This window comes from uncultured Thermomonas sp., from assembly GCF_937872235.1.
Lineage (GTDB): Bacteria > Pseudomonadota > Gammaproteobacteria > Xanthomonadales > Xanthomonadaceae > Thermomonas > Thermomonas beijingensis.
Map to the genome: position 1 here is coordinate 1 of NZ_CALMPC010000086.1, position 15,189 is coordinate 15,189.

Annotated in this window: 15 protein-coding genes, 1 tRNA gene and 1 pseudogene; 8 read left to right on the forward strand and 9 right to left on the reverse strand. The window is 58.9% G+C overall.

What is annotated here, in order from left to right; translation table 11 throughout:
- The 3 genes from QWB57_RS07895 to QWB57_RS07905 all read left to right on the forward strand — a co-directional run.
- Nucleotides 1-1,103: ectonucleotide pyrophosphatase/phosphodiesterase (locus tag QWB57_RS07895; protein ID WP_288969050.1), on the forward strand; the 1,103-nt coding region annotated here is incomplete at its 5' end.
- Between the two features lie 134 nt (nucleotides 1,104-1,237).
- Nucleotides 1,238-1,441, forward strand: coding sequence for a DUF6116 family protein (locus QWB57_RS07900; RefSeq protein WP_223628297.1), 204 nt, complete (start codon nucleotides 1,238-1,240; stop codon nucleotides 1,439-1,441).
- Between the two features lie 2 nt (nucleotides 1,442-1,443).
- The gene (locus QWB57_RS07905; protein WP_223628295.1) at nucleotides 1,444-2,214 is read left to right on the forward strand and encodes a TatD family hydrolase; all 771 of its coding nucleotides are present in this window, start codon (nucleotides 1,444-1,446) and stop codon (nucleotides 2,212-2,214) included.
- Nucleotides 2,215-2,255: 41 nt separating this feature from the next.
- Here the strand turns inward: QWB57_RS07905 and QWB57_RS07910 are convergent, their stop codons facing one another.
- Nucleotides 2,256-3,050, reverse strand: a complete 795-nt coding sequence (locus tag QWB57_RS07910) for a tRNA threonylcarbamoyladenosine dehydratase (protein WP_288969053.1) — start codon at nucleotides 3,048-3,050, stop codon at nucleotides 2,256-2,258.
- A 102-nt stretch (nucleotides 3,051-3,152) separates the two neighbouring features.
- Here QWB57_RS07910 and phaR point away from each other — a divergent pair, with 102 nt between their 5' ends.
- Complete coding sequence (gene phaR / locus QWB57_RS07915; protein ID WP_223628290.1) at nucleotides 3,153-3,641, forward strand: polyhydroxyalkanoate synthesis repressor PhaR; 489 nt, start codon at nucleotides 3,153-3,155, stop codon at nucleotides 3,639-3,641.
- A gap of 72 nt (nucleotides 3,642-3,713) precedes the next feature.
- Here the strand turns inward: phaR and QWB57_RS07920 are convergent, their stop codons facing one another.
- Together QWB57_RS07920 and QWB57_RS07925 are read right to left on the reverse strand one after the other, a co-directional pair.
- Entirely contained in the window at nucleotides 3,714-4,613 is a 900-nt protein-coding gene (locus tag QWB57_RS07920; protein WP_223628288.1) for a M48 family metallopeptidase, read from the reverse strand.
- A gap of 70 nt (nucleotides 4,614-4,683) precedes the next feature.
- Entirely contained in the window at nucleotides 4,684-6,555 is a 1,872-nt protein-coding gene (locus tag QWB57_RS07925; protein ID WP_288969055.1) for a formylglycine-generating enzyme family protein, read from the reverse strand.
- A gap of 91 nt (nucleotides 6,556-6,646) precedes the next feature.
- Between QWB57_RS07925 and rnd the strand changes: the two genes are divergently transcribed.
- Complete coding sequence (gene rnd, locus QWB57_RS07930; RefSeq protein ID WP_288969057.1) at nucleotides 6,647-7,732, forward strand: ribonuclease D; 1,086 nt, start codon at nucleotides 6,647-6,649, stop codon at nucleotides 7,730-7,732.
- Nucleotides 7,733-7,795: 63 nt separating this feature from the next.
- Nucleotides 7,796-7,872: transfer RNA gene (locus QWB57_RS07935), tRNA-Pro, on the forward strand.
- Between the two features lie 174 nt (nucleotides 7,873-8,046).
- Here the strand turns inward: QWB57_RS07935 and QWB57_RS07940 are convergent.
- Nucleotides 8,047-8,454 (reverse strand): hypothetical protein, encoded by a 408-nt coding sequence (locus tag QWB57_RS07940; RefSeq protein WP_288969058.1) that lies wholly within the window; start codon nucleotides 8,452-8,454, stop codon nucleotides 8,047-8,049.
- A gap of 100 nt (nucleotides 8,455-8,554) precedes the next feature.
- Here QWB57_RS07940 and QWB57_RS07945 point away from each other — a divergent pair, with 100 nt between their 5' ends.
- Together QWB57_RS07945 and QWB57_RS07950 are read left to right on the forward strand one after the other, a co-directional pair.
- Nucleotides 8,555-10,084 (forward strand): hybrid sensor histidine kinase/response regulator, encoded by a 1,530-nt coding sequence (locus QWB57_RS07945; protein WP_288969059.1) that lies wholly within the window; start codon nucleotides 8,555-8,557, stop codon nucleotides 10,082-10,084.
- Entirely contained in the window at nucleotides 10,081-11,685 is a 1,605-nt protein-coding gene (locus QWB57_RS07950) for a class I SAM-dependent methyltransferase (protein WP_288969061.1), read from the forward strand. Before QWB57_RS07945 ends, QWB57_RS07950 begins: the two co-directional genes overlap by 4 nt.
- Nucleotides 11,686-11,719: 34 nt before the next feature.
- Here QWB57_RS07950 and tssE read toward each other — a convergent pair whose 3' ends face one another.
- The 5 genes and pseudogenes from tssE to QWB57_RS07975 all read right to left on the reverse strand — a co-directional run.
- A complete protein-coding gene (gene tssE, locus QWB57_RS07955; RefSeq protein ID WP_223628271.1) occupies nucleotides 11,720-12,163 on the reverse strand; it encodes a type VI secretion system baseplate subunit TssE in 444 nt (147 codons plus the stop codon).
- 12 nt (nucleotides 12,164-12,175) lie between these two features.
- On the reverse strand, nucleotides 12,176-12,655 hold the full coding sequence (locus QWB57_RS07960; protein ID WP_223628269.1) for a type VI secretion system tube protein Hcp: 480 nt from the start codon (nucleotides 12,653-12,655) through the stop codon (nucleotides 12,176-12,178).
- A gap of 52 nt (nucleotides 12,656-12,707) precedes the next feature.
- Nucleotides 12,708-14,192 carry a type VI secretion system contractile sheath large subunit gene (tssC, locus tag QWB57_RS07965; protein ID WP_288969062.1) on the reverse strand — a complete coding sequence of 495 codons (1,485 nt, stop codon included), beginning with the start codon at nucleotides 14,190-14,192 and terminating at the stop codon, nucleotides 12,708-12,710.
- A 74-nt stretch (nucleotides 14,193-14,266) separates the two neighbouring features.
- The gene (gene tssB / locus QWB57_RS07970) at nucleotides 14,267-14,779 is read right to left on the reverse strand and encodes a type VI secretion system contractile sheath small subunit (protein ID WP_223628263.1); all 513 of its coding nucleotides are present in this window, start codon (nucleotides 14,777-14,779) and stop codon (nucleotides 14,267-14,269) included.
- A 191-nt stretch (nucleotides 14,780-14,970) separates the two neighbouring features.
- Nucleotides 14,971-15,189, reverse strand: a pseudogene (locus tag QWB57_RS07975) (type VI secretion system protein TssA); the annotation flags it as partial.

Here is a 15,189-nt window from a genome sequence, read left to right on the forward strand (position 1 = left end):
CCACCAACATGCCGACATTGAATGCACTGGGTGATGCCAATGTGCGCGCGGTGGGCATGCGCCCGTCGTACCCATCGCTGACCTTTCCCAACCATTACGCGCTAGTTACAGGGCTACGCCCGGATCGTCACGGCATCGTTCACAACTCGATGTCCGATTCCATACTAGGCAAGTTCCGCACCGCCGACCGTAGCGCAGTGGAAACCGGAGACTGGTGGGGCGGCGTACCTGTGTGGGTGAGCGTGCAGCGCGCCGGGCTGCGTAGCGCCACCATGTTCTGGCCGGGCAGCGAAGCGGCGATCGACGGTGTGCATCCCTGGCAATGGCGCCACTATGCCGAAAACACCCGCGCCATCAACAGCGTCCAGCAAGTGCTGCAGTGGCTGGCACTGCCAGCAAACCAACGGCCACGGTTCATCACCATGTACCTGGATCAGGTGGATGATGCCAGCCATAACCACGGGCCAAATTCACCGCAAGCCGATGCCGCACGGCGTGAGGTGGATGCCGCCATCGCGGCACTGCTGCAAGGGCTGGCCAACGACAAGCAAATTGCCAACACCAACCTGCTGGTTGTGTCCGATCATGGCTTTGACACCGTCCCTGCGGGGCACACACTCAATGTGGAACAGATGGCCCCACCCAGCGTGGCCGAAGCCGTCAGCGATGGGCAGGTGATTGGCTTTGCACCGATCCAAGGCAAAACCCCAGACGCCGAACAGCTGTTGTTAGGTCGCCATGACCACTACCAGTGCTGGCGCAAACAAGACTTGCCCGTGCAATGGCATTACGGCAGCCACCCACGCATTCCCGCCATCATCTGCCAGATGGATGCCGGCTGGGATGCCTTGTGGCCCAAGAAATACGCCTACCGCATGCAACAGCCACCCACCACGCGTGGCTCCCACGGCTACGACCCCGACCTGCCGCAGATGCGTGCCACGTTTATAGCTGCCGGCCCTGCATTCGGTCATGGCGTGCAATTGCCCGTGTTCGACAATGTGGACGTTTACCCGCTACTGATGCGCTTGCTGCAACTGCCGACCGAGCGTAATGATGGCGACATCACACCGCTACTGCCCGCACTGCGATCATCACATTAGCAGCGCTTGCACCCCCGCCTACATTTGATTGCAGTGGTGAGGTACTCCCTCCACCGGCCGAGCGTAGACATTTACCATTGGATCCAGTCGCATTCGGTGCCAAGTCGAGCTGCCCCCACCCTCAGGTCACGTTCATGCCTAATCCATTGATTGCCCCACTGGTGCGCTGGCTTGGCAAGCTCAGCCATCCTCGCCTTTTCCTTGTGATTGGCGCGCTGTTTGTTGTGGATCTCGCGATCCCGAATTTTGTGCCCTGGGACGACATTCTGCTCGGACTGGGAACCCTGCTCTTGGCCCGCTGGAAAAAACCATCTGGCGAAACACCACCATTACCCTAACCATGCGTTTGATCGACAGCCACTGCCATTTCGATGCCGCAGAGTTCGACGCCGATCGCGCCGCTGTGCAAGCACGTGCACGTGCGGCAGGTGTTACCGACCAAATCGTGCCAGCGGTCGATGCCGCCGGCTGGCCCAAGCTGAAAACCATTTGCGCTGCGCAAACCGGCCTGCATCCTGCCTATGGCTTGCATCCGATGTATCTGGACCAGCACCAGCGCAAACATCTGGATGAACTACGCCACTGGGTTGAACGCGAAACCCCGGTGGCAGTGGGCGAATGCGGGTTGGATTTTTTCGTGGGTGGACTGGATGCCGACACGCAGTTGTTTTATTTCGACGCACAACTCAAATTGGCGCGCGAGTTTGACTTGCCTGTCATCGTGCATGCACGACGCGCAGTGGATGCGGTGATTGCCGCGATTCGCCGCACCGGCGGACTGCGCGGCGTCATCCACAGTTTCCCCGGTAGCCCTGAACAAGCCGCGCAGCTGCACCAACTGGGGTTCCTGCTCGGCATCGGCGGGCCAGTGACATTTGAACGCGCCAATCGCCTGCGCAAACTGGTGGCCCACATCCCGCTGGAACAATTGCTGCTGGAAACCGACGCCCCCGATCAACCCGGATCGGCGCATCGCGGCCAGCGCAATGAACCCGCCCATCTGGTCGCGGTACTGGACGTGGTGGCGAAGTTGCGCGGCATCTCGCAAGACACGCTTGCCGCAGCGACCACGGCCAATGCACAACGTTTATTCAACCTCACGCTGCAATAAGCGGCCGCGTGCGCCGCCTGAGGCTGCGAGCTCCAATAGCATCAGGGCTGCTTCGGCTTCAACAACAACTCCATCGCCTTGCCTACTGCGGCAAATGCAAACGCGCCCGTCACATGGGTGGCTGCCCCCAAACCCGCGCCACAATCGAGCTTCAACGCCTCATCCTTGCCCAACTGCGGGCGTACGCCGCACACGCTGCCATCGGCCTGCGGGTAGCGCACGTTTTCCAGCGAATACACCGCCGGCACCCCGAAGTAGCGGTCATGGTTTTTCGGGAAATTGAATTCGCCGCGCAGTTTTTTGCGAATCAACGACAGCATCGCATCGTGCTCGGTGCGCGACAGATCGCGCACGCGAATCTGGGTGACATCGCTGCGCCCACCGGCCGAGCCCACCGCAATGATCGGCTGCTTGCGGCGACGGCACCAGGCAATCATCTCCACCTTGCTGCGGAAACTGTCACAGGCATCCAGCACCAGATCCACCGGCGTTCCCAGCAGCGCATCCAGATTGCCCGGGGTGACAAATTGCGGGTGCAAATTCAAGTGGATGTGCGGATTGATCGCACGGCAACGCTCGGCCATCGCCTCGATCTTGGCGCGCCCGAACTGCCCATCCAACGCCGGCAATTGCCGGTTGGTATTGGACACGCACAAATCATCGGCATCGATCAGGGTCAACCTGCCGACACCGCTGCGCGCCAGCGCTTCCACCGCCCATGACCCCACACCACCAATACCGACCACCGTCACATGGCAAGCGCGCAGCCGCGCCAACGCGCCGCTGCCATACAGGCGGTCGATACCGCCAAAACGTTCTTTCCAAAGCGTATCCATGCGCCATTTTACGCTGCGCCGGCAAGCGTGTTTCCGGTCAGCAGTTGCAAGCGCTGCTGCACTGCGCCATGCTGCGCATAGTGCAACTAGAGTCATTGCTCAATGTCTGCAATTCGCGTTATCAAGAAGTACCCCAACCGTCGTTTGTACGACACCGAAATTTCCAGCTACATCACCATCGAGGATGTGCGCCAGTTGATCGTGGATGGCGAATCCTTCGAAGTGCGTGATGCCAAAACCGGTGAAGACCTGACCCGTCAGGTCTTGTTGCAGATCATTACCGAGCACGAGCAGGATGGGCAGCCGATGTTGTCCACCCAGCTGCTGAGCCAATTGATTCGCTTTTATGGCGATTCATTGCAGGGCTTCATGGGCAACTACCTGGAACGCTCGATGCAATTATTCTTGGAACAGCAGCAGCAGTTCCGCTCGCAGATGGGTGGCATGCTGGGGCAAACCCCGTGGGCGATGTTGAACCAGTTGACTGATCGCAATATGGCGCTGTGGAAAGACTTCCAGCAAAACCTGGGCAATAGCATGGGTACCGGCCCCGGCAGTGTGCGCAATAAAGAGACGCGCAAGCCGCGCTGAACCGCTACGCAGCGGCACCTTGCAATACGACCGGGTGGAAATAACCGCCGCGCTGTTTCAAGTTCGACGTATTCAGTGCATGCCACTGGCAGCCTGCGCACCCCCACACAACTTTGCCTTGTAGGCTTCTGCCTTGGGCATCAATGCCTCCAACTGATGGATCCGGGTGCCAGCGCTGGGGTGGGTGGACGCAAACTCCGAGGGTGCCCTGCCCCCGGAGGACTGATCCATGCGCTGCCATAGCGGAATGGCTTGTTGCGGATCAAAACAGGCGGAAGCAGCTAGCATCAGGCCCAACTCATCCGCCTGCGTCTCCTGGCTGCGTGCATACGGCAATGCGCTGCCATAGCCATAGGCCGACATCACCGTCTGCAAGGTACCCGAATCCATCCCGCTGGCCGCACCTGCCATTTGGCCGAGTTGCTCCAGCTTGCCGCGAGTCATCCGCTGCGCACCATGGCGTAACAGCGCGTGGGCGATTTCATGCCCCATCACCACTGCCATGGCATCGGCATTTTGCGCCACCGGCAACAAGCCGGTGTACACCGCAATTTTGCCGCCGGGCAAACAGAAGGCATTGACTTGATCCGACTGCAATACCGTCACCGCCCAGTCAAAGGATTTTTCGATATGGCTGGCCTGCAGATGATGCTCGGCAGCCAAACTATCGGTCACTTGCGGGATCTTTCCAATTAAACGCTCGGCGATGGCTTGCACTTGTTTGGAAGCCTCGGCATCGGCGGGCAAAGGCTTTTCTTGTTGCAAGACTTGTTGATAGGCCTGCAAGCCCAGTGATTTCTCCTGTTCCGGTGAAATGCTCTTGTCAATCACCACCGCTTGCCCGGTCAAGGGATCAATACTGCGGTTGGAAAACCAATACCACGCTGCATAACCGGCAAACAGCAGTAACACCCATAGCCGCAAGCCGCCGCGGCGTTGCCCCGTACTTTGCCCGCTTGGATATTGATTCATGCCCCGATTCCTTCTGTGCCAATGTGACTGTCGCGGTGTCAGTTTTTCAAGCTTTTGCCAACACCTGATTTCAAAGTTGCCGCACCAAGCGAAAACCGATCCGTGCATTGGTGATATCCACGCCTCCCGAAACGCGCCATGCAGAACGCGCTTGTACTGGCGCACTGGACCATGCCCCACCACGATACATCCGGTTACGGCAACCCGGGTTCACCCACGCCTCACCGCGCGCCGGCGCACGCCGATAGCCTTTGTGCCAACAATCGACCACCCATTCACTGACGTTTCCGCCCATGTCATACAGGCCAAACCGATTCGCCGTGAAACTCCCAACCGGTGCCGGCCCCCACCAGCCATCGGCATATCCGGCAAATGCGTTATTCCAGTGTCGGCCGCGGGGCGAAACATCTTTGCCGCCTGCCAGATTTTCAACCCCCGCTGGCGGCAATGCATTGCCCCACGGATAACGCCCTCGCCCCCCGGCACGCAGCGCGTATTCAAATTCCGCCTCACTGGGCAAACGGTAGTGTGCGCCGGTCTGTTGGCTCAGCCATGCCGCATAAGCTTCGGCATCGCGCGCGGTGACGTGAACCACTGGCATGGCATCCACGGCCGGCTGCCCGTCATACCCGGATCGCCAGTCAATGCCGCTGCCGCGCACGAAGTTGCCGCTGCGCACGTCATAGGCCATCGAATGCCCGCGCTGGGTAGCGCGCGCCACGTAACCGGTGGCCTCCACAAAGCGACGGAACTGCCCCACCGTGATTTCGTAACGCCCCATCGCAAATCCACGCTCGAACGATACTCGGTGCTGGGGTTGTTCATCCGCATTGGCATCGATCTCACCATTGGCAGACCCCATTAGAAATTCGCCAAACGGCACCACCACCATCGATGGGCCACGGCTGGCATCAGGCATTTCATCCGTAAACACTTGCCTGGGCTGAAATACGTCGTACCGGCTGACCATATCAATGCGTTGGCGCAACTCCACACTGGCGGCATCGCCGGGTTTTGCAATGCGCAGCATGTCCGCCAATTGCTCACGTGCAAACTGCAGGCCACTACCGGTTCCCAATGCAATCAAACCGGCATCGCGCATACGCCGCAACCGTTCATTGCGCGCGGCTTCGATGCGCGCACCCACCACTTGTGCAAGCAACGGGCTACCCCGTACCTGGCCGGCACGCGCCAGCAGGCCATAGGCGGCATCGTAATCACCTGCTGCCGCCAGCATCTGGGCCTTGGCAACCAAAACATCCTCCACCGATCCCAGTCCACGCTGCGCACGCAACAGCCGCGGCCACAGCACCAAAGCCTTGCGGAATTTCTCGAGGGCGCCTCCGGCGCTGTCCAATTCCCCTGCACGCAGTTTGGCCTCGCCCGCCAAGGTAAGGTCAAACGCTTGACCCACCTGATCCACTGCAGCCAGATATTCCTGCACATGCGGATACTCCGGCCACAAACTGCGCAATACCGTTGCTTGACGTTGGGCATAGCGCAGGGATGCCAGATCTTCGTCTTCCGCCAATGCCGACCATGCCTGGGACAATAACGCGGTGCGCGATTTCTCCAACAGCTTGGCGTCCTGCAAATTGCCCGGCTGCAACTTCTGCAGGGCCAGCAATAGAGGAATGGCCGATTGCGCAGTCTCGAACAGATCACCCTTGGCCAAGGCCCTGCGCGCCGCAGAGCGCGCAGCTGCTGGATGGGAGATGGCTACCTCTGGCAGCGACCAGCTCAACACCACCGCCAATGCGTCGTCCCCCTGTACGCGCACCTGCCCTTGCGGTTGAGCAGATTGCGCCGGCCTGGCGGGGGGGGAAGTCGGCAGCTGGCGGGGTTGCGCAGTCACGGCATGCGGATTGGCCGCAGGCTTGCACCCGACCAATAGCAACAGCATCAACGTGAGTACACCGCGTGTGCGCAAAGCATGCTCCATGAACGCCTTACCCTGCCCGGCGCAGGCTGGATATTGGATGCTGGGTGACGTTAGGTGATCCCCCACGCGCCTGCAACCGCATAATGCACGGATGACACACTGGATCGACACCCCCGACGCGCTGCATGCGCGCTTACAACACCTGCCTCCTTGTATCGGGCTGGATACCGAATTCATCCGCGAGCGCACCTATTGGCCACAACTGGCTTTGGTGCAGATTGCGCTGGGCGAAGCCGACGACGACATCCTGTTGGTCGATCCGCAAGTCCCCGGCATCTGCGCGGTCTTGGTCGCAATGCTGGAAAATCCTGAAGTGCTCAAGCTGATGCACAGTCCCAGCGAAGATCTGGTGGCATTCCAGCACAGCTGTGGTGCACTGCCTGCGCCCTTGTTCGATACCCAGGCCGCCGCCGCCCTGTGCGGCATGGGGGCCGGATTGAGCTACCAGAAACTGGTGCACGCCATCACCGGCGTCGAACTGGCCAAGGGGGAAACCCGTTCGGATTGGCTGCGTCGGCCACTCTCGCCCGCACAACTGGACTATGCCGCGGACGATGTGCGCCATCTGCATGCGCTGCACCGTCAGTTGCAGACCGCGCTTACCACCAATAGCCGCGCCAACTGGTTGGCCGAAGACAGCCGCCGGCAACTGGCCAATGCAGCGCAGGACGATGGCGAACGCTGGCCGCATTTGGCCCTGCGCAGCGCGCAATTTCTCGACCCCGCGGGGCAACGCCGCTTATTGCGGCTGTTGCGCTGGCGTGATGCGCAAGCACGCAGCAGCGATCGACCGCGCAGTTGGATTCTAGACAACGAACTGGCGGTGACCTTGGCGCGCCAGAATCCGCCCGACAAGCGCAGCTGCGATGGCCTGCTGGATACCTCGCCCAAATCCCCGCGCAGCCTGCGCGAGGCGCTATGGCTCGCGTTGAGCACACCGCTGACCGACGAAAACGAGGCGCCACCCATGCGTGGCGACGATCGCAACAAAGCGCAGTTGCGCGCCATGCAGGCCGCCGTAGCCAAACTGGCCGCCGACCTCGGCCTGCCCGAAGGTGTCCTGGCCTCCCGCCGCCTGCTGGAAGGCTTGCAGGACGGCAGCGGCTGGACCGGCGCACTGGCAGGTTGGCGCCGGCAACTCCTGGAACCCAATCTTGCGCCACTGCTGGACTCGTGAGTCCCGCCACATTGCCCCCCTTGCAGATGTCGCATCTTCTCCATAAAATGGGCGGCTCACCATCGGGGTGTAGCTCAGTCTGGTAGAGCGCTACGTTCGGGACGTAGAGGTCGCAGGTTCGAATCCTGTCTCCCCGACCAATAGATTCAAGGTGTTACGACAAAACCGCCGCAAGGCGGTTTTTTCGTTGCCAGCTTGGTGTCACAACAAGATTGCAAGCACCAACGTGCAATTGCGCTGCTTCTGGATCCATTGCAGGCATGCTGTAACTGCACTCGAATCGCACCCCTCTTCATGATTGGCTAGGATTCGGGTCACGTGACTGGTGCATGGACGCATGGGCAGCCTACTTCGCCGCTTCTGGCTTGTTTGGCTAGCAGGGCTGTTCTTTGCAACAGCCATTCCTGTTGTTCGGGCTTCTGCCCCCCTCGCCAGTCTGAAGGCACAGTTCGCATCACCAGATCAGCAGGTGGACTTTGCCGCCGCCAAATTGGCTGTTGATCGCCTGATTGATGCCGGCGACCCAAACAAACTCCCTTTGCTTGGGCAAGCTTGATTTCATGGGTAATGAAAAATCCCGTGCTCTGCAGAACACCTGATTCGGGAGCAGTCAAAGACCGCCGCAAGGCGGTTTTTTGTTTTGCTGGCATCATGGATTGCATCTGGCCCGACAACCCCGCAAATTGCGTAAAGATCGGCAACCGCCAGTTCAATATGCGCATGCAGGCACCGTCCTCGTCATCTCCCCATTCAGCTTCCCCGACAGGTCAAGCTCCTTCGCTGCTGCGGCAATGGGCCATTGCCGTGGTATTGCCCCTGGTCATGGCCGCGCTGCTGGCGTTTGGTTTGTTGGCGCTGGCCGCACTTCCATTGGATACCCAGTTGCCCGCTGCCCAATTACGGTCAGCGCTATGGAAGGCGGCAGGCTTGTTGTTGATGGCGGTGCTCGTGGTGTTGGTCATCAGCTGGGGTATCGCCCAGCGTTTCCGCGCATCGATACATGCCTTGACGCTGGCGGTGCAGCGTCTGGGCAAGGGTGCCCCCCTGCAATTGGCGCTGGATGGCCGCGACAATCCATTGTGGCAACTTCAATACGCGATCCAGGAAGCATCCAGGTCGGTGGCCCAGGTGCAGAACCGGATGCAAAGTGCGCTGGGGCGCACCAGTATTGAATTGGCCGAGAAAAACGCAAAGCTGGAATCCGCCAACTTGTCACGCGCACGGCTGCTGGCCGCGGCCAGCCACGATCTGCGTCAGCCGTTGTATGCCCTGACGTTGTTTTCCTCGACACTGCGCGCCGGCGAGACCGATCCTGACAAGATCACCCGCATCATGCATATCCAGGAATGCGTGGCCTCGCTGGATCAACTGTTTGCCGAATTGCTGGATTTGTCACGCTTGGAGTCCGGCAGCATGCAGGCCAGCGTGTCCAATGTGCGGCTGGATGATGTCTTCGATGAAGTCAGTCGCAACTTCCGCATGCTGGCCGAATCGCGCGGCCTGCGGCTGGTTGTACGCAAGACCGATGCTTGGGTGCAGGGTGACCGCACCATGCTGGCACGGATCCTCAACAATCTGGTCAGTAATGCGCTGCGTTATACCGATAGCGGCGGTGTTTTGGTCGGGGTTCGTCATCAAGACAACGGCCAAGTGCGCATTGATGTCTGGGATACCGGTTGCGGGATTGCACCGGAACACCAACAGCGGGTGTTCGATGAGTTCTATCAGGTCAAACAGAGCACCTTGCCCGCCGGTGAGCGCAAGCGCGGCCTTGGGCTGGGACTGGCGACCGTGCGGCGTTTGGCAGAATTATGTGGCTGCGCGCTGACATTGTCATCGCGACCCGCACGCGGCACCTTGGTTTCACTCACCTTGGATCGCAGCGTGGAAGTGATGCCTACGGATAACGACAGTCTCGATTTTCCGCTCGATATCAGTGGCCTGCGCGTGCTCGCCATTGATGACGAGCCCAGTATTCTGGAGGGGCTACGCGCGCTGTTGCTGGAATGGGGGTGCGAGGTGCGTACCGCCCACGATGTTGACAGTGCTCTCATCCAACTCGAGGACTGGAGTCTGCCACCGGATCTCATTCTCAGCGATCTACATCTTGGCCCGGAGCTCAGTGGCCTTGATGTGCTGGATGCGGTCAGCCATCGCTATCGGTGTGACCCCGCACATCCGAGCTTTGCCAGGCTTTTGGTGACCGGCGAAACCCGCCCCGAGCAGATTGCAATAATTACATCCAAACGCATCCCTGTGCTGTTCAAACCTGTAGCACCGCAACGCCTGCGCGAAGCAATGCTGGCCGCGGTCTTGGCGGCCAAAGCGCTCCCCAAAGAGGACAACCCGTGACCGCAGCATTTGCTTACGATGCCCTGCAATACCCGGCGCTGATTTTTCCGCAGATGCACCCATCGCGATTGGCTGCAATTGGCCGCCTGCATGGACTGGCCAGCGCGTCGCCCATCCAATGCCGATTACTGGAAGTAGGTTGCGGTGATGGCCTGCAATTGCTCAGCTTGGCGCTGGCCTACCCGCAAGCACAATTCGTCGGCGTGGATATGTCGCAGACCGCGATTGCGCGTGGTGAGGCGATGCGTCAGCAATTGGGTCTGACCAATCTGCAACTGCATGCGGCAGATGTTTGCCAATGGGAGTGCGGCGCGACGCCATTCGACTATATCGTCGCGCATGGGTTCTTCTCATGGGTTCCGGCCTCGGTGCAGGACACACTGCTGGCGCTGTGCCAGCGCATGCTGACAGCGAACGGCATCGCATATATCAGCTATAACGCCCTGCCCGGCTGCCATCTGCGCCGAATGATGTGGGACATGCTGCAGCAACATACCTCCAGCATCAACGAACCATTGCAGAAAATTGCGCTGGCGCGCGAGTTTCTGGCCTGGCTACAGGCATCGGTGACCACCAAGACACCCTATGCAGATGTGGTCCGCCATGAAGCGCAGGATTTGCTCGAAAAAACCGAATCGGCGGTGTTCTACCACGACGACTTGGCCGAATTGAATCTGCCGTATTCAATTACCGATTTCGCTGCACGCGCGCATACTCACGGCCTGGGTTTTCTCGCCGAAGCGGAATATCACGACTCCAGCGGCGCCTCGTTACCCGACCACACCGCAGCGAGCCTGGCTCAACTGGCGGCCGGTGATGTGATTCGCCGCGAACAATATCTGGACTATCTGAAAGGCCGGCGCTTCCGACAAACCCTGCTCTGCCGGCAAGAAGTAGCGATTGTGCGCCCAGCACAAGCGGATGCGGTACTGCAGATGCAAGCGACAGGACATCTGTACGAAGACGCCGCCTTTGCAGACACCGACATAGGAAAGGCTCACCCGGGACTACGACGTTTTTGCGCCAGCGGTGGAGCAGCTCTCACCACGCCGAATACATTGGTCGCCAGTGCATTGACCGCCATTGGCAACGCGTTTCCCTGCGCTCTATCGGTCGACACACTGCTGCAGCAACACCTGGCAACAACCCAGGGTGGCGGCAACCTGCATGAGGATCAGCACGAAAATCTGCAGGAAATCCGCGGCACACTCTGCAAGGCTTTGCTCATCGCCTTCGAATACGGCCTACTGACCCTGCATATCGATGCGCCGGCGTTTGCCAATTCGCCCAGTGAATACCCTTGCTTGAATCCGCTATCCCGCGTGCAGCTGGAGAATGGGCAAGACATGCTGACCAGTCTGCGGCCCTCCATGGTGCGCCTCGACAGCCAGCTGGGGCTGGAGCTGGTCAAGTTGTTGAACGGCAAGCGCGATCGCATCGCCTTGCTGCAAGCACTCGTCGAGCGCATGCAGGCATTTCCTGTCGTGGGCGCAGATGGCAAAGAGTCAATTCAAACCAGTGCCTGGTGGCAAGACCACCTTGCTGGCCAACTGGAAAGCGGCCTGCAGCTTGCGTGCAAGATGGCGTTATTGGATGCTTGATACCAATAACGAATCAGCGCTTAGCACTCGATGCTCAGCGCACCATGTAGTTTTGCGAGTTCAACTGCAGCACCGCATCGAACTGCACTTTTTCGTTGTCTGACCCCAATACCATCAATGCATCGACCCGAAAGCGCAGAGCGCGATCTAGCTCGCGCTGCGGCTCCAACGTCACTCGAATTCGGGTCAAACGCGCTTCGTGCAGGCTGATTGCTTGCTCCAGCGAGCGACGGATACGGTCTCGATCCTGTGGGCTGAGCAAGCTGTAGGAGGAAAAATCAAGGATACCGAAGGTCAATGATGACGCTCGGCACTCCTTGAACGTCTCAGGAATCAGCCGTGCCGCTTCCGAGCGCGTGTTGAGCAAGTTTTCAAGATCCGCCGCAATTCCTTTGCGAATTTCAGTCACCGAAATGCCCCTGCCAGTATCCTCCGGCAGGGGCACATCGACCAAACGATCCATCAAGCCACGTGACATCGGTATGCGATGTTATGCGCCACTCTTGTCGTTCTTCTTGATGTTCCACTTCATGCCGGTATCGCCTTCCTTCGACCCATCTTGCTTCTGTGCGGTGTAGGTGTATTCGATATGGCCGTAGTTGAACGAAACAGTTTCAGAATCATCACCCGAGCCCGACATCGAGATGCTGGACACCAGCAGATCCGACAGCGTGATCTTGACGTAATCCATCTGCTGGCCACCCTGCTTGCGCGCAATCAGCACGGCCTTCTTGATGTGGGTGCCATCAGCGCACTTCTCCATCATCTTCGGGCTGCTCTTGTCGATGCGCTTGGTGATGCTTAGATCCTGGAAGGCGACCTTACCGGTACCACCACCACCGCCATAGGCCATCGAACCGGAGTTGGTGGCACCCACCGACCATGCCAGCACGTCGATCTCGCCTTTGTGTTTAGCATCTGCAGATTCGCCATCGATGCCGTCAATCTTCATGAAAATATCACTTGCCATTGCAGTTCTCCGTGAGTGAAATCAGAAAAGTAGTGCGTTGTTTTTATTCAGGTCAGCGTGCCGACTTCGGCAATTCCGCGACCATGCGCAGCGAAACGCTGAGCTCATCCAGCTGATAGTGGGGCCGCAGGAAAGCAACCGACTTGTATGCACCCGGCTTGCCGGGAACATCCACCACTTCCACGCGCGCTTCGCGCAGCGGGTATTGCGCCTTCATTTCCTGCGACGCGTTATCGTCCAGCAACACGTACTGGGCAATCCAGTTATTCAGGAACATTTCGACACTGGACTTGCTGGCGAAACTGCCGATCTTGTCGCGCATCATCGACTTCAAGTAATGCGCGATACGACTCACCGCAAAGATGTACTGCAGTTGCGACGACAAGCGCGCGTTGGCGTTGGCGGCATCGGTGTTGTATTCCTTGGCCTTCTGCGCTGATTGGGTGGAGAAGAACGCCGCGTAGTCAGTACCCTTGCAATGCACCAGCGGAATCATGCCCAGATCGGCGAGCTCTTTTTCACGCCGATCGGTGATGGCGATTTCAGTCGGGCACTTGAGCGCAACTTCGCCATCGTCAGTGGCAAAGGTGTGGGTCGGCAAGCCCTCGACCAAGCCGCCACCTTCCACTCCGCGAATGGCCGCACACCAGCCGTATTTGGCAAACGCATCGGTTACCTTGGCTCCCAGCGCATACGCCGCATTCATCCACAAGTACTTGCCGTGCTCTGTGCCATCTGTGCGCTCGACAAAGTTGAATGCCTCCACCGGATCGGTGTCTGGGCCATACGGCAGGCGACCCAACACATGCGGCATTGCAAGGCCCACATAGCGGGAGTCTTCAGATGCACGGAAGCTCTTCCACTTGGCGTATTCAACGGTATCGAAGATCTTGGCCAGATCACGCGGGCCGGACAGTTCGGTGAAATCGTCAAAGCCCAGCAATTCCGGCGACGCGGCACTGAGGAACGGCGCATGGGCAGCGGCACACACGTGGGAAATTTCTTCCAGCAAATACATGTCTTCCGGATGCCGACCGAACTCGAAATCGCCGATCAAAGTGGCAAACGGTGCGCCACCAAAAGTGCCGTATTCCTCTTCATAGAGCTTCTTGAACAGCGTGCCCTGGTCGAAGTCCGCTGCATTTTTGAAGTCCTTGATCAACTCCTTCTTGGTGGTGTTGAACACCTTGATCTTCAGCGTGGTGCTGGTTTCAGAGTTATCGACCAGGTATTTCAAACCACGCCAGCTACCTTCCAGCTGCTGAAACTCAGGTGCATGCATCACTGCAGATAATTGCTCGGATAGCACACGGTCGATTTCGGCGATACGTGCATCCAGTGCGCCAATCGCATCCTTGGAAACCACCATTGCACCATCGCTGACCTGCGCCACCAATTCCGCGATCAGATCACGCGCACGGGTACGTTCGGTATCCGAACGGGCAATTTTGCTCTGGGTCAGAATCTGATCCAACAGCCCGCCTTCAGCGGCTTCTGCAGTGGCGGAGGTTGCAGCCTGGGTTTCGGTATTGGCCATGTTGTTTGCTCGTTTGACGGTTTGGAATCAAAAGTTCAGGCGAAGTGCCAGTGGTTCGTCCACGCAGGCTCGAATCACTCTTCGGACTTGGGCCCGACTTCCTTGCTCAGCTGGGCGATCTTGTCGGTATTGGCGAGTACGTCATTGAGCAAATCTTCGAATTTGTCATTGCCTGCTGCTTTGTTACGCAGATCTGCCAGCTTCTGGCGCGCCTCCAGCAACTTGCGCAATGGCTCGATTTGATTGGCCACGCGCTCCGGCGAGAAATCTTCCAAGCTGCGGAAGTTCAACTCCACACCCAGCTTCGAGCCATCACCAGCAAGCTTGTTTTCCACTTGCATTTGCGCACGCGGCTTCATGCCCTTCATTGCATCGTCAAAATTGTCTTTATCGACGTTGACGAACTTGCGATCCTTCAACTTCGCCAGTGGCTCGGCAGGCTGGCCGCTGAAATTACCCACCACACCCGCCACGAACGGTAGTTCCTTTTTCTCGATCGCATCCCCCACTTCAACGTCATAGGTGAGCTGTACGCGCGGGGCGCGGACGCGATCAAGTTTGTGCTGGGTACTTTCCTTCTTGGCCATTTGAATCCCCGTACGCGTTGTGGGTTGCTGAGTGGGTTGACGTTAGTTGCGCCTGCCGGATTGGCGAAGCGCTCCAGAACATTCAATGAGTCTAGGAAGCAGGCGCTGACGAAACATCCATCGGACGGCCAGACTTGGGCATATGCCGTTCGGCGTGCCCACACTTGTGGGTGCCTGGCGGGGGGGATGATTCAGCTTGGCGGCAGGCCCACGCGCTCACGGATCGACGACAACGTGGTGTCATCCCGCACCACTTCGGCCAACCATTGCTCCAAAGGCATATTGGCCCAGGCCACTGCGCGCTCCAGCAAATAGGCCACCGGGCTGTGCGGCTCGGTACGCCGGAAATAACCGGCGATATCGCCCAGCGCACGCAACGCAGACTCCTTGGAGGCAAGATTGACCGAGCC